The 16,928-nt window shown below is 69.8% G+C and carries 16 protein-coding genes; 3 read left to right on the top strand and 13 right to left on the bottom strand.

Annotation, left to right across the window (positions count from 1 at the left end):
* Positions 1 to 55: 55 nt before the first annotated feature.
* Together NLX86_RS21360 and NLX86_RS21355 are read right to left on the bottom strand one after the other, a co-directional pair.
* Positions 56 to 559 (bottom strand): transposase family protein, encoded by a 504-nt coding sequence (locus NLX86_RS21360; RefSeq protein WP_254373343.1) that lies wholly within the window; start codon positions 557 to 559, stop codon positions 56 to 58.
* Positions 560 to 1,106: 547 nt separating this feature from the next.
* Positions 1,107 to 3,587 carry a SpoIIE family protein phosphatase gene (locus tag NLX86_RS21355; RefSeq protein ID WP_254373342.1) on the bottom strand — a complete coding sequence of 827 codons (2,481 nt, stop codon included), beginning with the start codon at positions 3,585 to 3,587 and terminating at the stop codon, positions 1,107 to 1,109.
* A 1,082-nt stretch (positions 3,588 to 4,669) separates the two neighbouring features.
* Here NLX86_RS21355 and NLX86_RS21350 point away from each other — a divergent pair.
* A complete protein-coding gene (locus NLX86_RS21350) occupies positions 4,670 to 5,566 on the top strand; it encodes a Bax inhibitor-1/YccA family protein (protein ID WP_254373341.1) in 897 nt (298 codons plus the stop codon).
* A 78-nt stretch (positions 5,567 to 5,644) separates the two neighbouring features.
* Here NLX86_RS21350 and NLX86_RS21345 read toward each other — a convergent pair whose 3' ends face one another.
* Positions 5,645 to 5,875, bottom strand: a complete 231-nt coding sequence (locus tag NLX86_RS21345; RefSeq protein ID WP_254373389.1) for a DUF4287 domain-containing protein — start codon at positions 5,873 to 5,875, stop codon at positions 5,645 to 5,647.
* Between the two features lie 101 nt (positions 5,876 to 5,976).
* Between NLX86_RS21345 and NLX86_RS21340 the strand changes: the two genes are divergently transcribed.
* Positions 5,977 to 6,306: a hypothetical protein gene (locus NLX86_RS21340; protein ID WP_254373340.1), complete on the top strand. Its 330-nt coding sequence runs from the start codon at positions 5,977 to 5,979 to the stop codon at positions 6,304 to 6,306.
* A gap of 44 nt (positions 6,307 to 6,350) precedes the next feature.
* On the opposite strand, the gene NLX86_RS21335 is transcribed toward NLX86_RS21340, so the two are convergent.
* The 3 genes from NLX86_RS21335 to NLX86_RS21325 all read right to left on the bottom strand — a co-directional run bounded on the left by NLX86_RS21335 (position 6,351) and on the right by NLX86_RS21325 (position 9,759).
* A complete protein-coding gene (locus tag NLX86_RS21335; protein ID WP_254373388.1) occupies positions 6,351 to 7,145 on the bottom strand; it encodes a hypothetical protein in 795 nt (264 codons plus the stop codon).
* A gap of 221 nt (positions 7,146 to 7,366) precedes the next feature.
* Positions 7,367 to 8,587, bottom strand: coding sequence for an acetyl-CoA C-acetyltransferase (locus tag NLX86_RS21330; protein WP_254373339.1), 1,221 nt, complete (start codon positions 8,585 to 8,587; stop codon positions 7,367 to 7,369).
* Positions 8,588 to 8,757: 170 nt separating this feature from the next.
* Positions 8,758 to 9,759, bottom strand: coding sequence for an SGNH/GDSL hydrolase family protein (locus NLX86_RS21325; protein ID WP_254373338.1), 1,002 nt, complete (start codon positions 9,757 to 9,759; stop codon positions 8,758 to 8,760).
* Between the two features lie 172 nt (positions 9,760 to 9,931).
* On the opposite strand from NLX86_RS21325, the gene NLX86_RS21320 reads away from it, so the two are divergent.
* A complete protein-coding gene (locus tag NLX86_RS21320) occupies positions 9,932 to 11,317 on the top strand; it encodes a cystathionine beta-synthase (RefSeq protein ID WP_254373337.1) in 1,386 nt (461 codons plus the stop codon).
* A gap of 568 nt (positions 11,318 to 11,885) precedes the next feature.
* On the opposite strand, the gene NLX86_RS21315 is transcribed toward NLX86_RS21320, so the two are convergent.
* The 7 genes from NLX86_RS21315 to NLX86_RS21285 are packed head-to-tail and all read right to left on the bottom strand — an operon-like array spanning position 11,886 to position 16,756.
* The gene (locus NLX86_RS21315) at positions 11,886 to 12,299 is read right to left on the bottom strand and encodes a hypothetical protein (protein ID WP_254373336.1); all 414 of its coding nucleotides are present in this window, start codon (positions 12,297 to 12,299) and stop codon (positions 11,886 to 11,888) included.
* A 9-nt stretch (positions 12,300 to 12,308) separates the two neighbouring features.
* A complete protein-coding gene (pqqE, locus tag NLX86_RS21310; protein ID WP_254373335.1) occupies positions 12,309 to 13,544 on the bottom strand; it encodes a pyrroloquinoline quinone biosynthesis protein PqqE in 1,236 nt (411 codons plus the stop codon).
* Positions 13,541 to 13,813, bottom strand: a complete 273-nt coding sequence (gene pqqD, locus NLX86_RS21305) for a pyrroloquinoline quinone biosynthesis peptide chaperone PqqD (RefSeq protein WP_254373334.1) — start codon at positions 13,811 to 13,813, stop codon at positions 13,541 to 13,543. Before pqqD ends, pqqE begins: the two co-directional genes overlap by 4 nt.
* Positions 13,810 to 14,532, bottom strand: coding sequence for a pyrroloquinoline-quinone synthase PqqC (pqqC, locus tag NLX86_RS21300; RefSeq protein WP_254373333.1), 723 nt, complete (start codon positions 14,530 to 14,532; stop codon positions 13,810 to 13,812). Before pqqC ends, pqqD begins: the two co-directional genes overlap by 4 nt.
* Entirely contained in the window at positions 14,529 to 15,455 is a 927-nt protein-coding gene (gene pqqB / locus NLX86_RS21295; protein ID WP_254373332.1) for a pyrroloquinoline quinone biosynthesis protein PqqB, read from the bottom strand. The genes pqqC and pqqB overlap by 4 nt, the downstream gene beginning before the upstream one ends.
* An 8-nt stretch (positions 15,456 to 15,463) precedes the next feature.
* Positions 15,464 to 15,604 (bottom strand): pyrroloquinoline quinone precursor peptide PqqA, encoded by a 141-nt coding sequence (locus tag NLX86_RS21290; protein ID WP_254373331.1) that lies wholly within the window; start codon positions 15,602 to 15,604, stop codon positions 15,464 to 15,466.
* Between the two features lie 27 nt (positions 15,605 to 15,631).
* Positions 15,632 to 16,756, bottom strand: a complete 1,125-nt coding sequence (locus tag NLX86_RS21285) for a sorbosone dehydrogenase family protein (RefSeq protein ID WP_254373330.1) — start codon at positions 16,754 to 16,756, stop codon at positions 15,632 to 15,634.
* Between the last annotated feature and the right edge of the window lie 172 nt (positions 16,757 to 16,928).

Below are 16,928 nucleotides of genomic sequence, written 5' to 3'. Positions count from 1 at the left end.
GGCTGGCGTGGGTCGGGGATGGGGTGCTCGGGCAGGTCCTGGGGGTGATCGTCTGTCAGCGGCTGATCTCGGCGTTCGTCAGGACGAGCAGCGCGCGCAGGAGCGTGATCGCGTGGCGGGCGTTCATGCGGACCTTGGCGAGGATCCGCCAGTTCTTCAGGTCGGCGAAGCCGTGCTCGTTTGCCGCGCGTTCACGGCTGACCAGCTTGTTCGCTTGCTTCTGCGCGGTGGTCAGCAGCTTGCCGCGGGTGGCCTTCCGACCCGTGACGATCACCGGGTGGTCGGGGTCGTCGTCCAGACCGACGAAGCCGAGGTCCGCCAGGGCGCCGAGGCCGGCGTCCCGCAGGTGGGCGGTGATCTTGTTGTGGCGCGCGGTGGTGACTTCGCTGGAACGCCCCGGTCTCGCCGCCGAGATCCAGACCAGGTTGCCCATCTCGTCGGTGAGCGCGAGGAACAGCAAGCCGTGGGCCTTGTGCTTGCCCGAGTAGTTCGGCCGGTTCTCGTCCCCGGTGCGGCGGCGGGTGCGGACCAAGGTGCCGTCCAGGCAGCGTGCTGGCATCCATGCCGTCCTCGCGGTGCGGGACCAGCAGCATCCCGCCCGCTCCCGGCGAGGTCGTGACCCGCTCAAACTCCTCGGCCATGGCCGGGTCGTCGGTCGCCCCGGCCCGCTGGGCGTCGGCGGACTGCCCGAACACCACCTCCGCGGCCTCCAGCCGCGCGACCTCCACCTCGAGATCGGCCAGTTCCTTGCGCAGCCGCTCGGCAAGGTCGGCCAGCACCAACCGCCGCTGCATCACCCACGTCAACACGTCCGCCACCAGTGGCACCTTCCCGTCCGGCCTCCTCTGGGATACGGACGACCCGACGGTCCACCCCGCGATTCGAACCCACCCACCCACAACGGACGATCACCTGCTACCGATCACGTCCCTGACCGGCCCGAGCATCTCACCCACGGCCCACGCAAGCCCCCGTGACCTGCATCAGGATGAAAACAACTCAGTGAGTGAGCGCGAGCCGCATGCCGATCAGCATCACCCCGTACTCAGAATAGGCGAAATCGCAGGTGACACGGGCCGCCTGGACCATGCGGGCCAACCGCAACGCTACTCGACTGTTCCAGGTTCACCGGAAGAAGCGATCCCTGGGAGGGGCACCTCTGCCCAGATCGTCTTACCAGTGCCAGTGTGGCGGCTGCCCCAACGCTGGGCGAGTTGGGCGACGATCAGAAGTCCGCGGCCACCTTCGTCGTAGACGCGTGCGCGTCGCAGGTGAGGCGCGGTACTGCTGGCGTCGCTCACCTCGCAGATGACGGTGTTGATGTCGCGGATCAGCCGTAGTTGGATGGGGGGACGGGCGTAGCGGATGGCGTTGGTGACGAGTTCACTTGCGATTAGTTCGAAGACGAATGTCAAGTCCTCCAGGTGCCAGGTGGTAAGTACGTCACAGACGAGTTCGCGGGCATGGGCGACGGTCGCAGGATCGGCGGACAGTTCCCATGTGGCCACCTGGTCGGCACCCAGGACGTGGGTGCGGGCCAGCAGAAGGGCAGCGTCGTCGGTACGGTGGCCGGGGAGTAGGATTTTCAGCGCCCTGTCGCAGGTTTCTTCCAGGGGGCGATGCGGACTGGCAAGGACCGCACGAAAATTGGCGTATCCGTCATATGCCTCGTGGTGTGCGTTTTCGATGAGACCGTCGGTGTAGAGGGCGAGGACGCTGCCTTCCGGCACTTCGAACTCGGCCACCTCGAAAGGCAGACCGCCCAGCCCCAGGGGTGGTCCGGCGGGGAGGTCCAGGAAATCCACTGCGCCGTCCGGGGTGACCATGGCCGGTACGGGATGACCGGCCCGGGCCATGGAGCAGAGGCGGGAAATTGGGTCGTACACGGCGTACAGGCACGTGGCTCCCACCTCGCCCATCCCGCTGTCCAGTGCTTGGTGCGTGCCGTTCGCCGTCTCCTCGCGATCCAGGCGCAGTACGAGATCATCGAGTTGGGTCAATAGCTCGTCGGGGGCCAAGTCGACGTCAGCCAGCGTACGGACGGCGGTGCACAGCCGACCCATTGTTGCCGATGCCTGGATGCCGCGGCCGGCCACGTCTCCGACCACTAGTGCGACTCTCGCTCCTGACAGTGGTATGACGTCGAACCAGACGCCACCGATGCCGACGTCCGGGTCGGCCGGCAGGTAGCGCGAGGCGACCTCCACGGCGGATTGGCCGATCATGCGGTCCGGCATGAGACGGTTCTGCAGAGCGAGCGCGATCTCGCGTTCGCGGGTGTAGCGGCGCGCGTTGTCGATGTACACCGCCGCCCTGGCGACCAGATCCTCAGCCAGCCGTAGGTCCTGCTCGTCGAAGGATTCTGGAGTGCGATGACGGCAGAAGACCGCAATCCCCAGGGAGGTGCCACGGGCCCGCAGGGGCACGGCCATCAGCGAATGGATCTTGTGGGTGCGGATGCTCTCGGCGCGTTCCGTGCAGCCCGCAGCCCATGCGGTCAGGGTGGCATCATCGACTTGGTGGCGCGAGGCGCGGCCGAGGGTCAGCGCGCGACCCGGCGGTGACTCCGCATGGTAGGTGTGGATCCCCCCGATCGGGACCACCGCTTCGGGACAACCTGGCAGTACGGAGCGCTGGGCAGTGCGGCGGAGGACGAGGGGGTCGCCGGAGGGGGCTCTCTCGAGGCCTGCGCCACTGAGGGCGCCATCGAGCAGGTCGACAACGACGAAGTCGGCCAAATACTCCGAGCCGACTTCCGCCAGCTCATCCGCCGTGCGGCTCAGATCGAGCGTTGTGCCGATCCGCAGCCCCGCATCGTTGAGAACGCTCAACCACTGGCGGGCCTGGAACTGCTCTGTCGTGTCGGCCGCTGCCTGCGAGAGGGCGCAGACGTGGCCTGCCGGATCCATGACCGGATAGAGCGAGAGCAGCCAAGCATGTGGACGGGACTCGCCTGGTGTACGGAGGTGTACTTCCAACCGAGCTGTCTCCCCGCTGCGCCATACGCGCTCGGCGGCCTCGGCGATGCCTTCAAGTCCTTTCATCGGCTGCCCGGGACCGGAGTGGCCAATGCGCACGCCGAGTAGTTCCTTCTCCGGCTTTCCCATGGCGACGGTCACTGCGGCGTTCACCGCAAAGCAAGACCCCTGCCGGTCGAAGAGCGCCACGGGAAGAGGAAGCTGCTCCAGCGCCCACTGCTTGACATTCGGGGGGTCCGGTTCACGGCCAGCCCTCGCGCTTGTCTCTCCGGACGCCTCGGGCGCAGTGACCGTGAGGAACCAGTGTGCCTCCCCAACCGCATTGAGCAGCGGCTGTGCTTGAAGCCGAACGTGCAGGCCGCGGCCGTCGCGGTGTCGTAGGGTGATCAGACCGTCCCATGCTTCGCGCCGGGTGCAGCAACGCTTGGCAGCTATTGGAAGCGGCTCCGCGAGCAGAGCCTCGGCCTCCTCGCCAACCACTTCTGTCGGTAGGTAACCGAGCAGCTCACGCGCACCCGTGCTCCACGCGGTGACCACGCCGTGTGCATCCACCGCAGCCGCTGCGGCCTGTCCACGGGCCAACCGCACGTCATCGGAAGCAGCCGACATGTCGACCTCCCTGCACATCGACGCTATGTCGCACTCGAGCGCCCACCGCCTACCAGCGTGCTCCCTGCTAAGCGCCTTCTCAACTGACGCAAGCTGTCAACGCACACGCCGAAACGTGCTGTGATCCGGCTGTCACCAACTGTGGCGTCCGATGTCGCGGGCTTCGAAGCGTCTGATTCCTGCCCGGCTGACGGCACATGATGTCGTGGAAGTCGGCTCAACCGGACTGCGTGGACAGGACGGCCGATGCGGGTGATCCTTTCTGCTCTTGGTATCGCCATCGGCATAGCGACCATGATTGCCGTCGTCGGCATTTCCTCCTCGCCGAAGGGGAACGCTGATGCGGGACCTCGCAAGCTCGGCACCAACAGGCTGGTGGTAGCCGCGGGGCAATCCTTGCTCACCGGAGAGCGCCCAGCTGCCGAAGAACGCACCGGGTATGAGGGGAGCCAGCTGGACGACGTGGAGAGCGTCGGTGCCACCGGCTCCACAGATGCGAAGATCTACCGCTCGGAATACATTCCTTCGACCCACACCAGCGTCATTTCCGTCAACGCAGCACTCCAGGGACTGCTGGAGGCGTTCCGCGGTGCCATGGCCTCGGGCACTTGGCTCAATGCGGCCAACAGCCGTCGCCCCCGGCTGGCACGCCCTCATGCTGCACACCCGCGAGTACGCCGCCTGGTGCGAGGAGTGGTTCGGCCGGTTCATCCACCACAACCCGTTCAAGACCCGCCGGCTCCGCGACGGTGCCGAGATCAGGGGCACGGTCCAGGCGATCGAGGCATCGGGCTTCGCCGGGACCAGGAGCTGTGGGCACGGCCGGAGTGCAACCCGCCCGCCTGCTGCGGCGACGGCGACGGCTGCTGACCCGCGCGAGGATTCATCTTCACGCAGAGGGCCGGGCTCGAGGGGAGGCCCCGGTTGGCGCACGTCGCGTCGGTCGGGGCTCTGGGCGGGTTTTGGGAGGGGTGTAAACCCGTAACGGTCGAGGAAAGATCCTCCCGGAGCACTAGGGTGCTTCTTTTGCTTACGCATTACTCTTGTGGCAAGGCCGCGCAGTGTGGCCATGGAGGAGTGAAATGAGGAGCAGCAACCCGGTCTTCTCGCGACGGGGGTTCAGCCGCGACAACGGCTACGCCGGCTTCAACGCGCAGCAGCCGCAGGCCGGGGGTCCCGCCGTGGGCACCCAGGGGAGCCCGTACGCCCAGGGGACCGCCACCAGCCCGTACGCGACCAACCCGTACGCCCAGCAGGACCTGCAGACCGGCGCCCCGCAGGCGCCCGCACGCACCGGCGTGATGACGATCGACGACGTCGTGGCCCGTACGGCCATGACGCTCGGCACCGTCGTGCTGACCGCCGTGCTGGCCTGGGTCCTCCTCCCGGTCGATCCGGCCAACCTCGGCACGTCCTACGGCATCGCCATCGGCGCGGCCCTGGTCGCGCTGGTGCTGGCGCTCGTCCAGTCCTTCAAGCGCAAGCCGTCGCCCGCGCTGATCCTGGCGTACGCCGCCTTCGAGGGTGTCTTCCTCGGAGTGATCAGCAGCGCCGTCTCCACTTACATCGCTGACGGTGTGGTGGCGCAGGCGGTGCTCGGCACGATGGCGGTCTTCGGCGGCGTGCTCATCGCGTACAAGATGCGCTGGATCCGCGTCACCCGCCGCTTCTACGGCTTCGTGATGGCCGCGGCCATGGGCTTCATCCTGCTGATGGCCGTCAACCTGCTGTTCGCCGTCTTCGGCGGCGGTGACGGCCTCGGCTTCCGCAGCGGCGGTCTCGGTATCCTCTTCGGTGTCATCGGCATCATCCTGGGCGCGTGCTTCCTCGCCCTCGACTTCAAGCAGGTCGAGGACGGTGTGGCGTACGGCGCTCCGCGCGAGGAGTCCTGGCTGGCGGCCTTCGGCCTCACCCTGACGCTGGTGTGGATCTACCTGGAGATGCTGCGGCTGTTTTCGATCCTGCAGGGCGACGACTGACATACGCCGCCGCTGCAGTCGCAGTACCACCGAAGGGCCCGCGGATTTCCGCGGGCCCTTCGTCGTGGTGGGACGTGCTCAGCGCAGTTTGCGCGCGGCCCGCCTCAGGTCGTACTCATGGATGATCGCTTTCGCATGGCCATAGGCCAGATCGTGTTCACTGCGGAGCCAGCTGACCTTCTCCTCGAAACGGAAGAGGGCGGGGCCTTCATCGACGGTGCGAATCCAGTCGGAGACTTCACGACCGGTGCAATGAGGGATGCGGGAGAGCATGTTCCGGTGGGTTTCCTCGGAGAAGACTTGGGACATCGGCGCCTCCGGACGCATTGCGCGTGTCTGGTCCTTCACGCCACCGTGCCTGAGCGTTGGCCCGTTGGCAACAGTGCCGCACAGGCGCGTAGGGTCGCGGCGTGCTCGATACAACGCCGCTGACCGCTGCCGTGGACCGATTCGCCGACCGGTTGAGGGCCGCTCCGCAGAGCCGGCTGCAGCGCGGGGCCGCGGCCGAGGGCCTCGCCCTGGCCAGGGAACTCGCCGTACGGGCCCAGCGGCTTCAGGCTCCTGGGCAGGAGCCGCGGATCATGCCGGACGCCGGGGTGTTCGTGGTGGCGGACCAAGTCGCGGTGGCGGGTCATGACTTGGCGGAGGCACTGAGAACGGCCCCGCCGGCGTCAACTTCGAGTGACGTGGACGAGGCCGTGAGGCTGGTCGCGGAGGCCGCGGCGCGGGCCCTGGGGTGAGAGCTCCGGTCAGGAGCTCCCGGTCGAGCGCCCTCGGTGAAGAGTCAGAGGGACGCGATGACGCGGTCCGCGAGGATGTAGACGCTCTCCTCGCCGCACGAGAACGTCAGGGCGTACGCACCCGAGACGCCCGAGCCGCCCAGCAGCACCGGGGCGCTGCCGTCGCGCAGGGCCGCGGCGAGGCGCTCGGCGGTCTCGCGGTGGCCGGGGGTCAAGCAGAGCGTGGTGCCGTCGGTGAAGACGTACACGTCGAGCGTGCCGAGCGGGCCGGGGCGGACGTCCGCGAGGGGGGTGCGGGCCTCGGCGAGCTCCTCGAGGCGGGTCACCGTGCGCTCGTGGTCGCCCAGCGGAGCGGACGGCTGGGCCGGTACGAAGTCGGGGTGCGAGGGGTGGCGGCGGCGGGCCGCGGCCAGCTCGGGGGAGTCCTCCGCGAACTCGGTGACGGGCTCGTCGTCGAGTTCCAGCAGGGGCTCCAGGCCCACCAGGTCGGCCTGGCGGGGCAGGAAGAGCGGGGCGTCCTCGCCCAGCCCGTGCAGCCCGCCCAGCAGCGAGGGGGCGTCCGCGGCGTCGCGGGCCTCCTGCGCGGCCCAGAACGCGCGCGCCTCGGCCAGCTCTCGCTCGCGCTCCTCGGCCAGGGCCTCGGCGACGGCTGCCCGTATCTCGGCGGGCGTGTCGAGGGGGGTGCGGGCGGCGGGTACGACCGGGCCGCGGCCGTGGCCCTGCGCGGCGAGCTCACCGCGCAGGGCGGTGACCTGCTTGCGCAGGCCGTGGGCGGCGTGCAGGGCGGCGCCGCCCACGGCGGTGGCAGCGGCCGTGGTCAGCAGCAGGGCAAGAGACATTGCGCTCACTGACGTTCTCCCGGTTTCTGTCGATCCCCCGGACTTCCTACATCAGAGTGTCGTGGTCTGGGAATGGTTGTCAGCGCATTACGTCACGAATTGGACAGGTCTTTCAACTTGGTGTTTAACCCCGTAACGGCTGTGAGCTGCGAAAATGCATCTCCCCCAGGAGAAAGGTCACATCCTGGGGGAGATTCGGTCACGGGTCAGGCGCGCGGGGGTTAGCTCAGCCGCTCGATGACCATGGCCATGCCCTGGCCGCCGCCCACGCACATGGTCTCCAGACCGAACTGCTTGTCGTGGAACTGGAGGCTGTTGATCAGCGTGCCGGTGATGCGCGCGCCGGTCATGCCGAAGGGGTGGCCCACGGCGATCGCGCCGCCGTTGACGTTCAGCTTGTCCAGGTCGATGCCGAGGTCCCGGTAGGACGGGATCACCTGGGCGGCGAACGCCTCGTTGATCTCGGCCAGGTCGATGTCGCCGATGCTCAGGCCGGCCCGCTGCAGCGCCTGCTTCGACGCCTCCACCGGCCCGTAGCCCATGATCTCGGGGGAGAGGCCGGAGACGCCGGTGGAGACGATCCGGGCCAGCGGGGTCAGACCGAGCTCACGCGCCTTGGTGTCGCTCATGATGACCAGCGCGGCGGCGCCGTCGTTGAGCGGGCAGCAGTTGCCGGCCGTGACCAGGCCGTCGGGGCGGAAGACGGGCTTGAGGCCCTCCACGCCCTCCAGGGTGACTCCGGCGCGCGGGCCGTCGTCCTTGGACACGACCGTGCCGTCCGGGGTGGTCACGGGGGTGATCTCGCGCTCCCAGAAGCCGTTCTTGATGGCTTCCTCGGCGAGGTTCTGCGACCGTACGCCGAACTCGTCCATGTCCCGGCGGGTCACGCCCTTCAGGCGGGCCAGGTTCTCGGCGGTCTGGCCCATCGCGATGTAGGCGTCGGGGATCAGCCCGTCCTCGCGCGGGTCGTGCCAGTCCGCGCCCTCCTGCACGGCGCGGGCGGCGGTACGGGCCTCGGCGTCGGCGAAGAGCGGGTTGTGGGTGTCCGGCAGGGTGTCGGAGTTGCCCTTGATGCTGCGGGAGACCATCTCGACACCGGCGGAGATGAAGACGTCGCCCTCGCCGGCCTTGATGGCGTGCAGCGCCATGCGGGAGGTCTGGAGGGACGAGGAGCAGTACCGGGTGATGGTGCAGCCCGGCAGGTGGTCCATGCCCATCTGCACGGCCACGATGCGGCCCAGGTTGTGGCCCTGCTCGCCGCCGGGGAGGCCGCATCCGAGCATCAGGTCGTCGATGTCGCGCGGGTCGAGCTCGGGCACCTTGGCGAGCGCGGCCTTGATGATCTCGGCGGTCAGGTCGTCGGGCCGTACGTCCTTCAAGGACCCCTTGAAGGCGCGACCGATGGGGGAGCGGGCAGCAGAGACGATCACGGCTTCGGGCATGAGGGCTCCAGAAGGGCGAAGAGAAGGGGGCAGGGCAGGACTGAGTGGGAAGTTACCCGCACGTATCGCTCAGGTCACCGGAGTGGCCGTGTGATGCGGGCCTCTTTTCTAAGCGCTCGCTCAGTCCATGATGCCGTAGAGGTGTGCCGTTGCGGGAGCCCCGCCCCCGCTTATGGCTGCCGCGGCGACGACGCCGGTTCCACCGGGGCCGCCGCCGGGTCCGTCACGGCCGGCAGCCGGCGCCGGCGCCGGTGCTTGAGCAGCGCCCACGGGGCCCGCGCGCCGGTGACCTCGGTGCCCGCCTCCGACGCGGCCGCCGAAGCCGCCTTCGCGACCGGCAGTATGCCCTCGTCGCGCGAGGCGTCCAGCCGGTCCGTCTCCGGCCACAGGCCGAGCGAGGCACACACCGTCGGGAGTACCGCCATGGCCGCGGTCGCGTACCCCTCCGCCGAGGGGTGGTAGTTGTCCGGGCCGAACAGCTCGCGCGGGTTCGCCGCGAACTCGGGGCCGAGCAGATCGCCCAGCGAGACCGTACGGCCGCCCTGCTCGACCACACCGATCGTCTGCGCGGCGGCCAGCTGACGGCTCACCCGCCGGGCCAGCCAGCGCAGCGGCTGGTACACCGGTTCGATCGTGCCCAGGTCGGGGCAGGTGCCGACGACGACTTCCGCCCCGGCCGTACGCAGCCGGCGCACGGCCGCGGCGAGATGCCGGACGGACTGGGTGGGCGGCATCCGGTGGGTGACATCGTTGGCACCGATCATGATCACGCAGACGTCGGGGCGCCGGGTCGGGTCCGCCAGCATCACCATGACCTGGCGGTCCAGGTCGTCGGACATGGCCCCGGGCAGTGCGACGTTACGCAGCTCCACCTGGCGCTCGGCCACCGCCGCCAGCCCCGAGGCGAGCAGCGCCCCCGGCGTCTGGCGGGCCCGGTGCACGCCCTGCCCGGCCGCCGTCGAGTCGCCCAGTATGCCCAGCCGCAGCGGCGGGCGGGCGCGGCCGAAGACCGTTCCGTACAGCCCGTCGGCGCTGGGCGGATCCGCGTGCCCGTTCCCGACCGTCCGCTTCGCCAGCTGCACCTCGGCCAGTACCAGTCCGATTGCCGCCGCACCCAGGAGACCGATGCCGCCTCCGCCGTACGCCGCACCCGCAGCGATGCGCCGTGCCACCCTCGCCCTCGACACAGTCCCCGCCACCTCCTCGTAGCCGATCGTGAGCTACTCGTAGCCGCTCAAGTGCTAACTGCCCCGTAGCGGCGGTCGCCCAATCACTTTCCGCATACGCTGGCGACATCTCACGGAGTAGCCGGAGACCCCGGAGACCGCTTCCCTGGAGAACAAGGTGCAATTCCACGACTCGATGATCAGCCTCGTCGGCGACACCCCGCTGGTGAAGCTCAACAGCGTGACCGAAGGGATCCAGGCGACCGTCCTGGCCAAGGTCGAGTACTTCAACCCCGGCGGGTCGGTCAAGGACCGTATCGCCGTGCGCATGATCGAGGCGGCGGAGGAGAGCGGCGCGCTCAAGCCCGGCGGCACGATCGTCGAGCCGACCAGTGGAAACACCGGTGTCGGACTCGCCATCGTGGCCCAGCAGAAGGGCTACAAGTGCATCTTCGTCTGCCCGGACAAGGTGTCACTCGACAAGATCAATGTGCTGCGCGCGTACGGCGCGGAGGTCGTCGTCTGTCCGACGGCGGTCGACCCCGAGCACCCCGACTCGTACTACAACGTCTCCGACCGGCTGGTTCGCGAGACGCCGGGGGCCTGGAAGCCCGACCAGTACAGCAACCCGAACAACCCCCGTTCCCACTACGAGACCACCGGCCCCGAGCTGTGGCAGCAGACGGACGGGAAGATCACCCATTTCGTCGCGGGCGTCGGCACCGGCGGCACGATCAGCGGCACCGGCAACTACCTCAAGGACGTCTCGGAGGGGCGTGTACGGATCGTGGGCGCCGACCCCGAGGGCTCGGTGTACTCCGGCGGCTCCGGCCGCCCGTACCTCGTCGAGGGCGTCGGTGAGGACTTCTGGCCGACCGCCTACGACCCCACGGTGACCGACGAGATCATCGCGGTGTCCGACAAGGACTCCTTCCAGATGACCCGCCGCCTCGCCAAGGAGGAGGGCCTCCTGGTCGGCGGCTCCTGCGGTATGGCGGTCGTGGCGGCGCTGCGCGTCGCCGAGGGCCTCGGCCCGGACGACGTGGTCGTCGTCCTGCTCCCGGACAGCGGTCGCGGCTACCTGAGCAAGATCTTCAGCGACGAGTGGATGGCGGGCCACGGCTTCCTGGAGGAGGCGGGCCCCGCGGCACGCATCGGCGAGGTGCTCGCCGACAAGCAGGGCGGACTGCCTTCGCTGGTGCACATGCACCCGGAGGAGACCGTCGGCGAGGCGATCGAGGTGCTGCGCGAGTACGGCGTCTCGCAGATGCCGATCGTGAAGCCGGGCGCCGGCCACCCCGACGTCATGGCCGCGGAGGTCATCGGCTCGGTTGTCGAGCGCGAGCTGCTGGACGCACTGTTCACGCAGCGCGCGTCCCTGGCAGACCCGCTGGAGAAGCACATGAGCGCGCCGCTGCCGCAGGTCGGCTCCGGCGAGCCGGTGGGGGACCTGATGGCCGTACTGGGCAAGGCGGACGCGGCGATCGTGCTGGTCGAGGGCAAGCCGACCGGTGTGGTGAGCCGTCAGGACCTGCTGGCGTTCCTCGCCAAAGGCACCAAGTAGTGGAGGATTGGCGTCCGTTCGGCTTCGCGAAAGTGGTACGAGCGCGACACGTTGTGGCAGCACCCGCTTAACACGGGTCCGGCACATTGGTGGTTGTCGGCAAGCAGGAACAAGCAACACCCCGCCGACAACCACGAACGGCGCCAAGGACCTCCGGAGCGGCTCCCGGACCTCCATGACGCCATGGACGCGGCAGACCGGCCCTGACCCGGCCCGTGTCCTGAAGCGGGGACCGCCGTCGTCCCGCCCTCCCGGGCCACCGGAGGGTGCGGCGGTCCCCGCGCCACGCACCCCTTTGCGCCTAGGTCCTGTCCGGTCGATCAGGCCGGATCAGGGAGCGGGGTCTGGTGCCGTGGATCGCAAGGCGGAGGAGGGAGTCGACGCGGTGGGGGCACCTCCCAGCGGTAGCTGGGGGACGTCGGCGACCGACGACAACGCGGCGAGGCGCGGTGCCAGGGCACGCGAGCCCGGCATGATCGGCCGGGCAGGACCTAAGCCGGCGCCCGCTCTCACGGAGGTGGTTGCTCGCCGTCGGGGTTGCTCAATTGACGGTTGCGGTGTTCGCCGCTCAGTCCTCCCAGTCGGACGCCTGCCGCCGCCGGGACCAGGGCCATCCCCTGACCGCGTAGACGGCGTTCACGCCGACGATGCCTGCCCAGGTGACGAGCAGGCCCTCCAGGTCCGCCTGCACCACGCCGATCGCCGACAGCGGGACGGCGAGGATCATGGTGATGATGCCGAAGCCGAAGCGCTCGCCGAAGTTCCCGTCCACGGCGTGCGGGGAACGGGCCCCTCGGGCGACCACCATCTGCTGCTCGGCGAGCTGGCGGCGTACGCGCCGGTCCACCGTCCCGTCCAGGCGCTGCTCGACCTTTTCCAGGAACGAGTCGACCAGCGCGGACTCGTACTCCGGCCCCAGTTCCCTGCGCGCCTGCAAGGTGGCGTCGAGTTCCTTCTTGAGCTCTTGGTCGCGGGCTTCCATGCGTTCACGCTACGGGGCACTCGGGCCCGGCACAGTGGGGCTGACCCCACCATCCGCCGCCGGCGCCACGGTCCGGAGCGCTCCGGGCCTGCGGTACCTGCGGTAGACGTAGGGCGGCGCCGCCCCGTCCGCGCTGTCGCCGGCCAGCGCCCGGACGACGCCGTGGTCCGGGGACAGCCCGCACGCCGGGTCCGTGCGGGCGGCGTCCCCGGTGAGCGCGTACGCCTGGCAGCGGCAGCCGCCGAAGTCCTCGTCGCGGCGCGAACAGCTGCGGCAGGGGTCGGCCATCCAGTCGGTACCGCGGTAGCGGGTGAAGGCCCTGGAGTGGTCCCAGATCCAGGCCAGCGGATGGTCGCGGATGTTCGGCGGGTCCAGGTCCGGCAGGGAGGCCGCTGCCGGGCAGGGCAGGACGGTGCCGTCCGGGGCGACGGTGAGCGAGACCGCTCCCCACCCGCCCATGCACGGCTTCGCGACGCCGTCGAAGTAGTCGGGGACGACCCAGACCAGGTCGGGCCCACCGGAGGCGAGCCGCTCCCGCCACCGCTCGACGGCGTCCCGCGCGCGGGCGAGCCGGTCCCGCGTCGGAAGCAGCGCGGTGCGGTTGAGCAGACCCCAGCCGTAGAACTGGGTGTTGGCCAGCTCGATGCGGTCCACGCCCCAGGACAGGCCCAGTTCGACGATGGCGTCGATGGCGTCGAGGTTCTCGCGGTGCAGGACGACGTTGAGGCCGAGGGGGAGGCCGATGTCCCGTACGAGCGCCGCGGCCCGCTCCTTCGCGGCGAAGGACGGGCGTCCGGCGATCCGGTCGGAGGCACGGGCGTCGGCGTGCTGTACGGACAGCTGGACGCTGCGCAGCCCGGCGCCGGCCAGCGCGTCCAGCCTGGCCTTGTCGAGTCCGGTGCCGCTGGTGACCAGCTGGGTGTAGATCCCGGCGGCTTCGGCCGCGGTGACGATCTGCTCCAGGTCGGGGCGCAGCAGCGGCTCGCCGCCCGAGAGGTGGGTGTGTACGACGCCGAACTCGCCGGCCTGACGCATCAGGTCCGTCCACTGCTCGGTGGTCAGCTCGCGCGATCGCCGCGTCAGCTCCAGCGGGTTTGAGCAGTACGGGCACTGGAGCGGGCAGGCGTGGGTGAGTTCGGCCAGCAGGGCCCAGGGGCGGGCGGGTGCGCCGGGCGGGGCGGGTGCGCCGGCCGGGGCGGCAGTGCCTGCCGGAGTGGCGGTGCTTGCTGGAGCGGCAGCGGTCATCGGAGCCAGCCCTCCTTTCGTAGACGGTCGAGGAAGGACGGGACGTCGGTGGCGACCGGAGCGCCGGGGAAGCGTTCAGCCAGCTCGTCGACGATCCCGCGCACGCTGCGGGTGCCGTCGCACAGGCCGACGACCGCGCCGGCCTTGCCCGTCAGCACGACAACGCGTTCGGGGAGGACCAGCAGATCCGTGCCGCGCAGGCGGTCGTGCCGCAGCACGATGACGGGCGCCAGTGCGGGCCGCCAGTCGGTCTCGGGCGCCGCCCTCACGTCTGCTCCCCGCGGCCCGCCCGATCGACGGCGTCGAGCAGCGACCACAGGACATCGCACTTGAAGCGGAGCGCGGCCACGGCGCGTTCCTGGTCCTGCCGGGTGCGGGCCCAGCCCATGACGAGACCGAGTGCCTCGGCGCTGTCGCGCCGGCCCTGGGACACGCGGGTGCGGAAGTAGGCGAGGCCACGGGATTCGATCCACGGGTAGTGGCGTTCGAATGCCTCGATGCGGGTGCGCATCAGGTCCGGGGCGGACAGTTCGGTCAGCGAAGCGGCGACGGCTTCCAGGGGCGGGCGCAGGCGGCAGAAGTTGACGTACCCGTCGACCGCCAGCCGTACGCCCGGCAGCACGGTGTCGGCGCAGAGCATGGTCTCGCGGTCCACGCCCGCCGCCTCGCCGAGCCGCAGCCAGCGCTCGATGCCGCCCTCGCCCTCTTCCTGCCCGTCGTGGTCCTGGATGCGGCGCAGCCACATGCGGCGCAGTCCCGGGGAGTCCAGCTTGGCGGTGATCAGCGCGTCCTTGACGGGGATGTGGCGCTGGTAGTGGAAGCGGTTGGCGATCCAGCGGCGGAGTTCCGCCTGGCTCAGGTCGCCGCTGTGCATACGGAGGTTGAAGGCATGGCGGTCGTGGTACCGCTCCTCGCCCACCGCGCGCAGTTGTGCCTCGAACTCGGCGGGGCTCCAGGGCTCCGCGAGCGGGGCGAGTGCCGTGGTCACAGCTCGATCACCATTCCGTCCTGCGCCACCTCGATGCCCAGCCGGGCGAGCCGCTTGTGCTCGGGTGCCGCCGGGTCGACGAGGGGGTTGGTGTTGTTGAGGTGCGTGTAGAGGCACCGGGCGGCGAGCGGGGCGAGGAGCTCGGCGGTGCCGCCCGGCCCGTCGATGGGCAGGTGCCCCATGCCGGTGGCGGTACGGGTGGAGATGCCGGTGCGCCGGGGCTCCTCGTCGTCCCAGAAGGTGCCGTCGACGATGACGACGTCGGCTTCGGCGGCGGCCTGCTGGAGGCGGTCGGGCCAGGCGGCCAGGGCGGGGGCGTACACGGCTGATGCGCCGGAGGCGGGCTCGTACAGGCGCAACGCGATGACCCACGCGTCGTCGTCCGGAGCGTCGGCGGCGTACCGCGGGCGCTTGCCGGACACCGGGATCGCGCTGATCTGTACGGCCGAGGCCCCACCACCGCCACCGCCACCGCCACCGCCACCGTCCAGCGGCTCGGCGCCGCGCGGCGGCAGCTCCCGCCAGCTGACGGAGGTGTACGGGCCCAGTACCGCCCCGAGGTGCAGGCGGTCCAGGAGGGCCTGACGGACCGGGGCCGTCGCGAGCACCTGGAGGCTGTCCGCCTCACGCAGTCGTGCGATGCCCAGGGTGTGGTCGAGTTCGGCGTCGGTCAGGACGAGCCCGGCGACCGGCGTCTGCCGGAGTCCGGGGCCGGGCTGGAGTCCTGGCCGGGCTTCGATCTGGTCGCCGATGTCGGGTGTCGCGTTGACGAGGTACCAGTGGTCTTCGCCGGCCTGGACGGCGAGGGAGGCGTGACGGCGGCGCCAGTGCGGGTGGGCGCGTGCCCCGGAGCATCCGGGGCACGCGCAGTTCCACTGGGGGATTCCGCCGCCTGCGGCGGTGCCGAGCACCTGCAGCAGCATCGCGTGTACTAGCGGGAGTTGAGGGAGTAGCCGGTGACCTCCAGCGCGGTCTCGACGACCATGTGATCGGGCGCCTGCCACGTGGTCTCGTCCGTCTCCTCCGCGAAGGTCCCCTTGATCAGGTCGGTCTGTTCCTTGGTTTCGTTCATCGGTCGTGCCTGCCTTTCCGTTGGGGACTACTTGATGGTCACCTTGAGGATCTGGTCTTTGTCGGTGCCACGTCCGTTGGTGCCGAGCCACAGCTCGTCCGCGCCGGGGACCTTCGCGATGGGGCGCAGCCGGCCGTACGTGCGGTTGAAGAACGGGGTTGCCGAGCCGACGCGTTCGCTGTTTCCGTCGATCGGGACGCGCCACAGCCGCTGGCCACGCAACGTGGACACGTAGATGACGTTCCGCACGATGGCCAGTTGGCTGGGCACGCCTTCGGCCGGCGTCCAGGTCATCATCGGATTGGTCATGCCCGCGACGTTGCAGGCGCCCTCGCAGGTGGGCCAGCCGTAGTTGGCACCCGGCTTGATCAGGTTGAGTTCGTCCCACGTGTCCTCGCCGATTTCCGCCGCCCACAGCCGGCCGTTGCGGTCCCAGGCCAGGCCCTGCGGGTTGCGGTGGCCGTAGCTGTAGACGCGGTCGCCGAACGGGTTGCCCGGGGCGGCGGCCCCCGTCTCGGTGATCCGCAGGATCTTTCCGTTGAGCGACTGCATGTCCTGCGCGAGTTTCGGCTGCCGGGCGTCGCCTGTCGAGACGTAGAGGTATCCGTCGGGACCGAAGGCGAGCTTGCCGCCGTTGTGGTCTCCGCCCCGCTGGATTCCGCCGAGCACGGTGGTGTAGTCGCTGAGTGACGTGCCGTCGTAGCTCATCCGCGCGACGCGGGTGTCGCTCGCCGTGGTGTGCATGAAGAACACGCGCTTGTCCGTCGTGCCGTCCCAGGTCGGCGAGGGAGCGACCCCCAGGAGGCCGCCCTTCCCCTGGCTCAGTCCCTGTCCCTGCCCCGGAAGCTGGACGGGATCGGTGAGCGTGTTCGGCACCATGCCGAGCTGCTGCTTGGAGCCGTCGAGTCCGAGGCGGACGACACGGTGCGTATAGCGCTCGGTCGCAAGCGCCGAACGTCCGTCCGGCAGGAAGGAGATGGTCCAGGGGCCGTTCCACTCCCCGGAGAACGTCGAGACGTCTGCCGGACTGCCACCGTCAGTGGCTGCGCCGATTGCGGCGTCCTCTGCCGGAGCCGTGGGGGGCGGCGCCGCGGCTGCCGGCTGCGCCACACCGCAAGCCAGGAGCGCGGCTGTGGCGATGAGTGACGCCATGCCCGTACGGGAGGGAATACGGGAAGGCGGCAGCACTGAGCGCCTTGAATGTGCCATTTCGACACCTTTCGCACATCTGAGGGGAGTGATGCGATGCGACATTCTGCTACGGAGTCTTGACGTTGTGTGAGCGTCGTACCAGCTGGATTGACCCGTCAGGGAGCCCTTGCCC

The organism is Streptomyces sp. A3M-1-3 (genome assembly GCF_024213665.1).
GTDB lineage: Bacteria > Actinomycetota > Actinomycetes > Streptomycetales > Streptomycetaceae > Streptomyces.
This window is presented reverse-complemented; position numbering and strand designations above follow the sequence as displayed.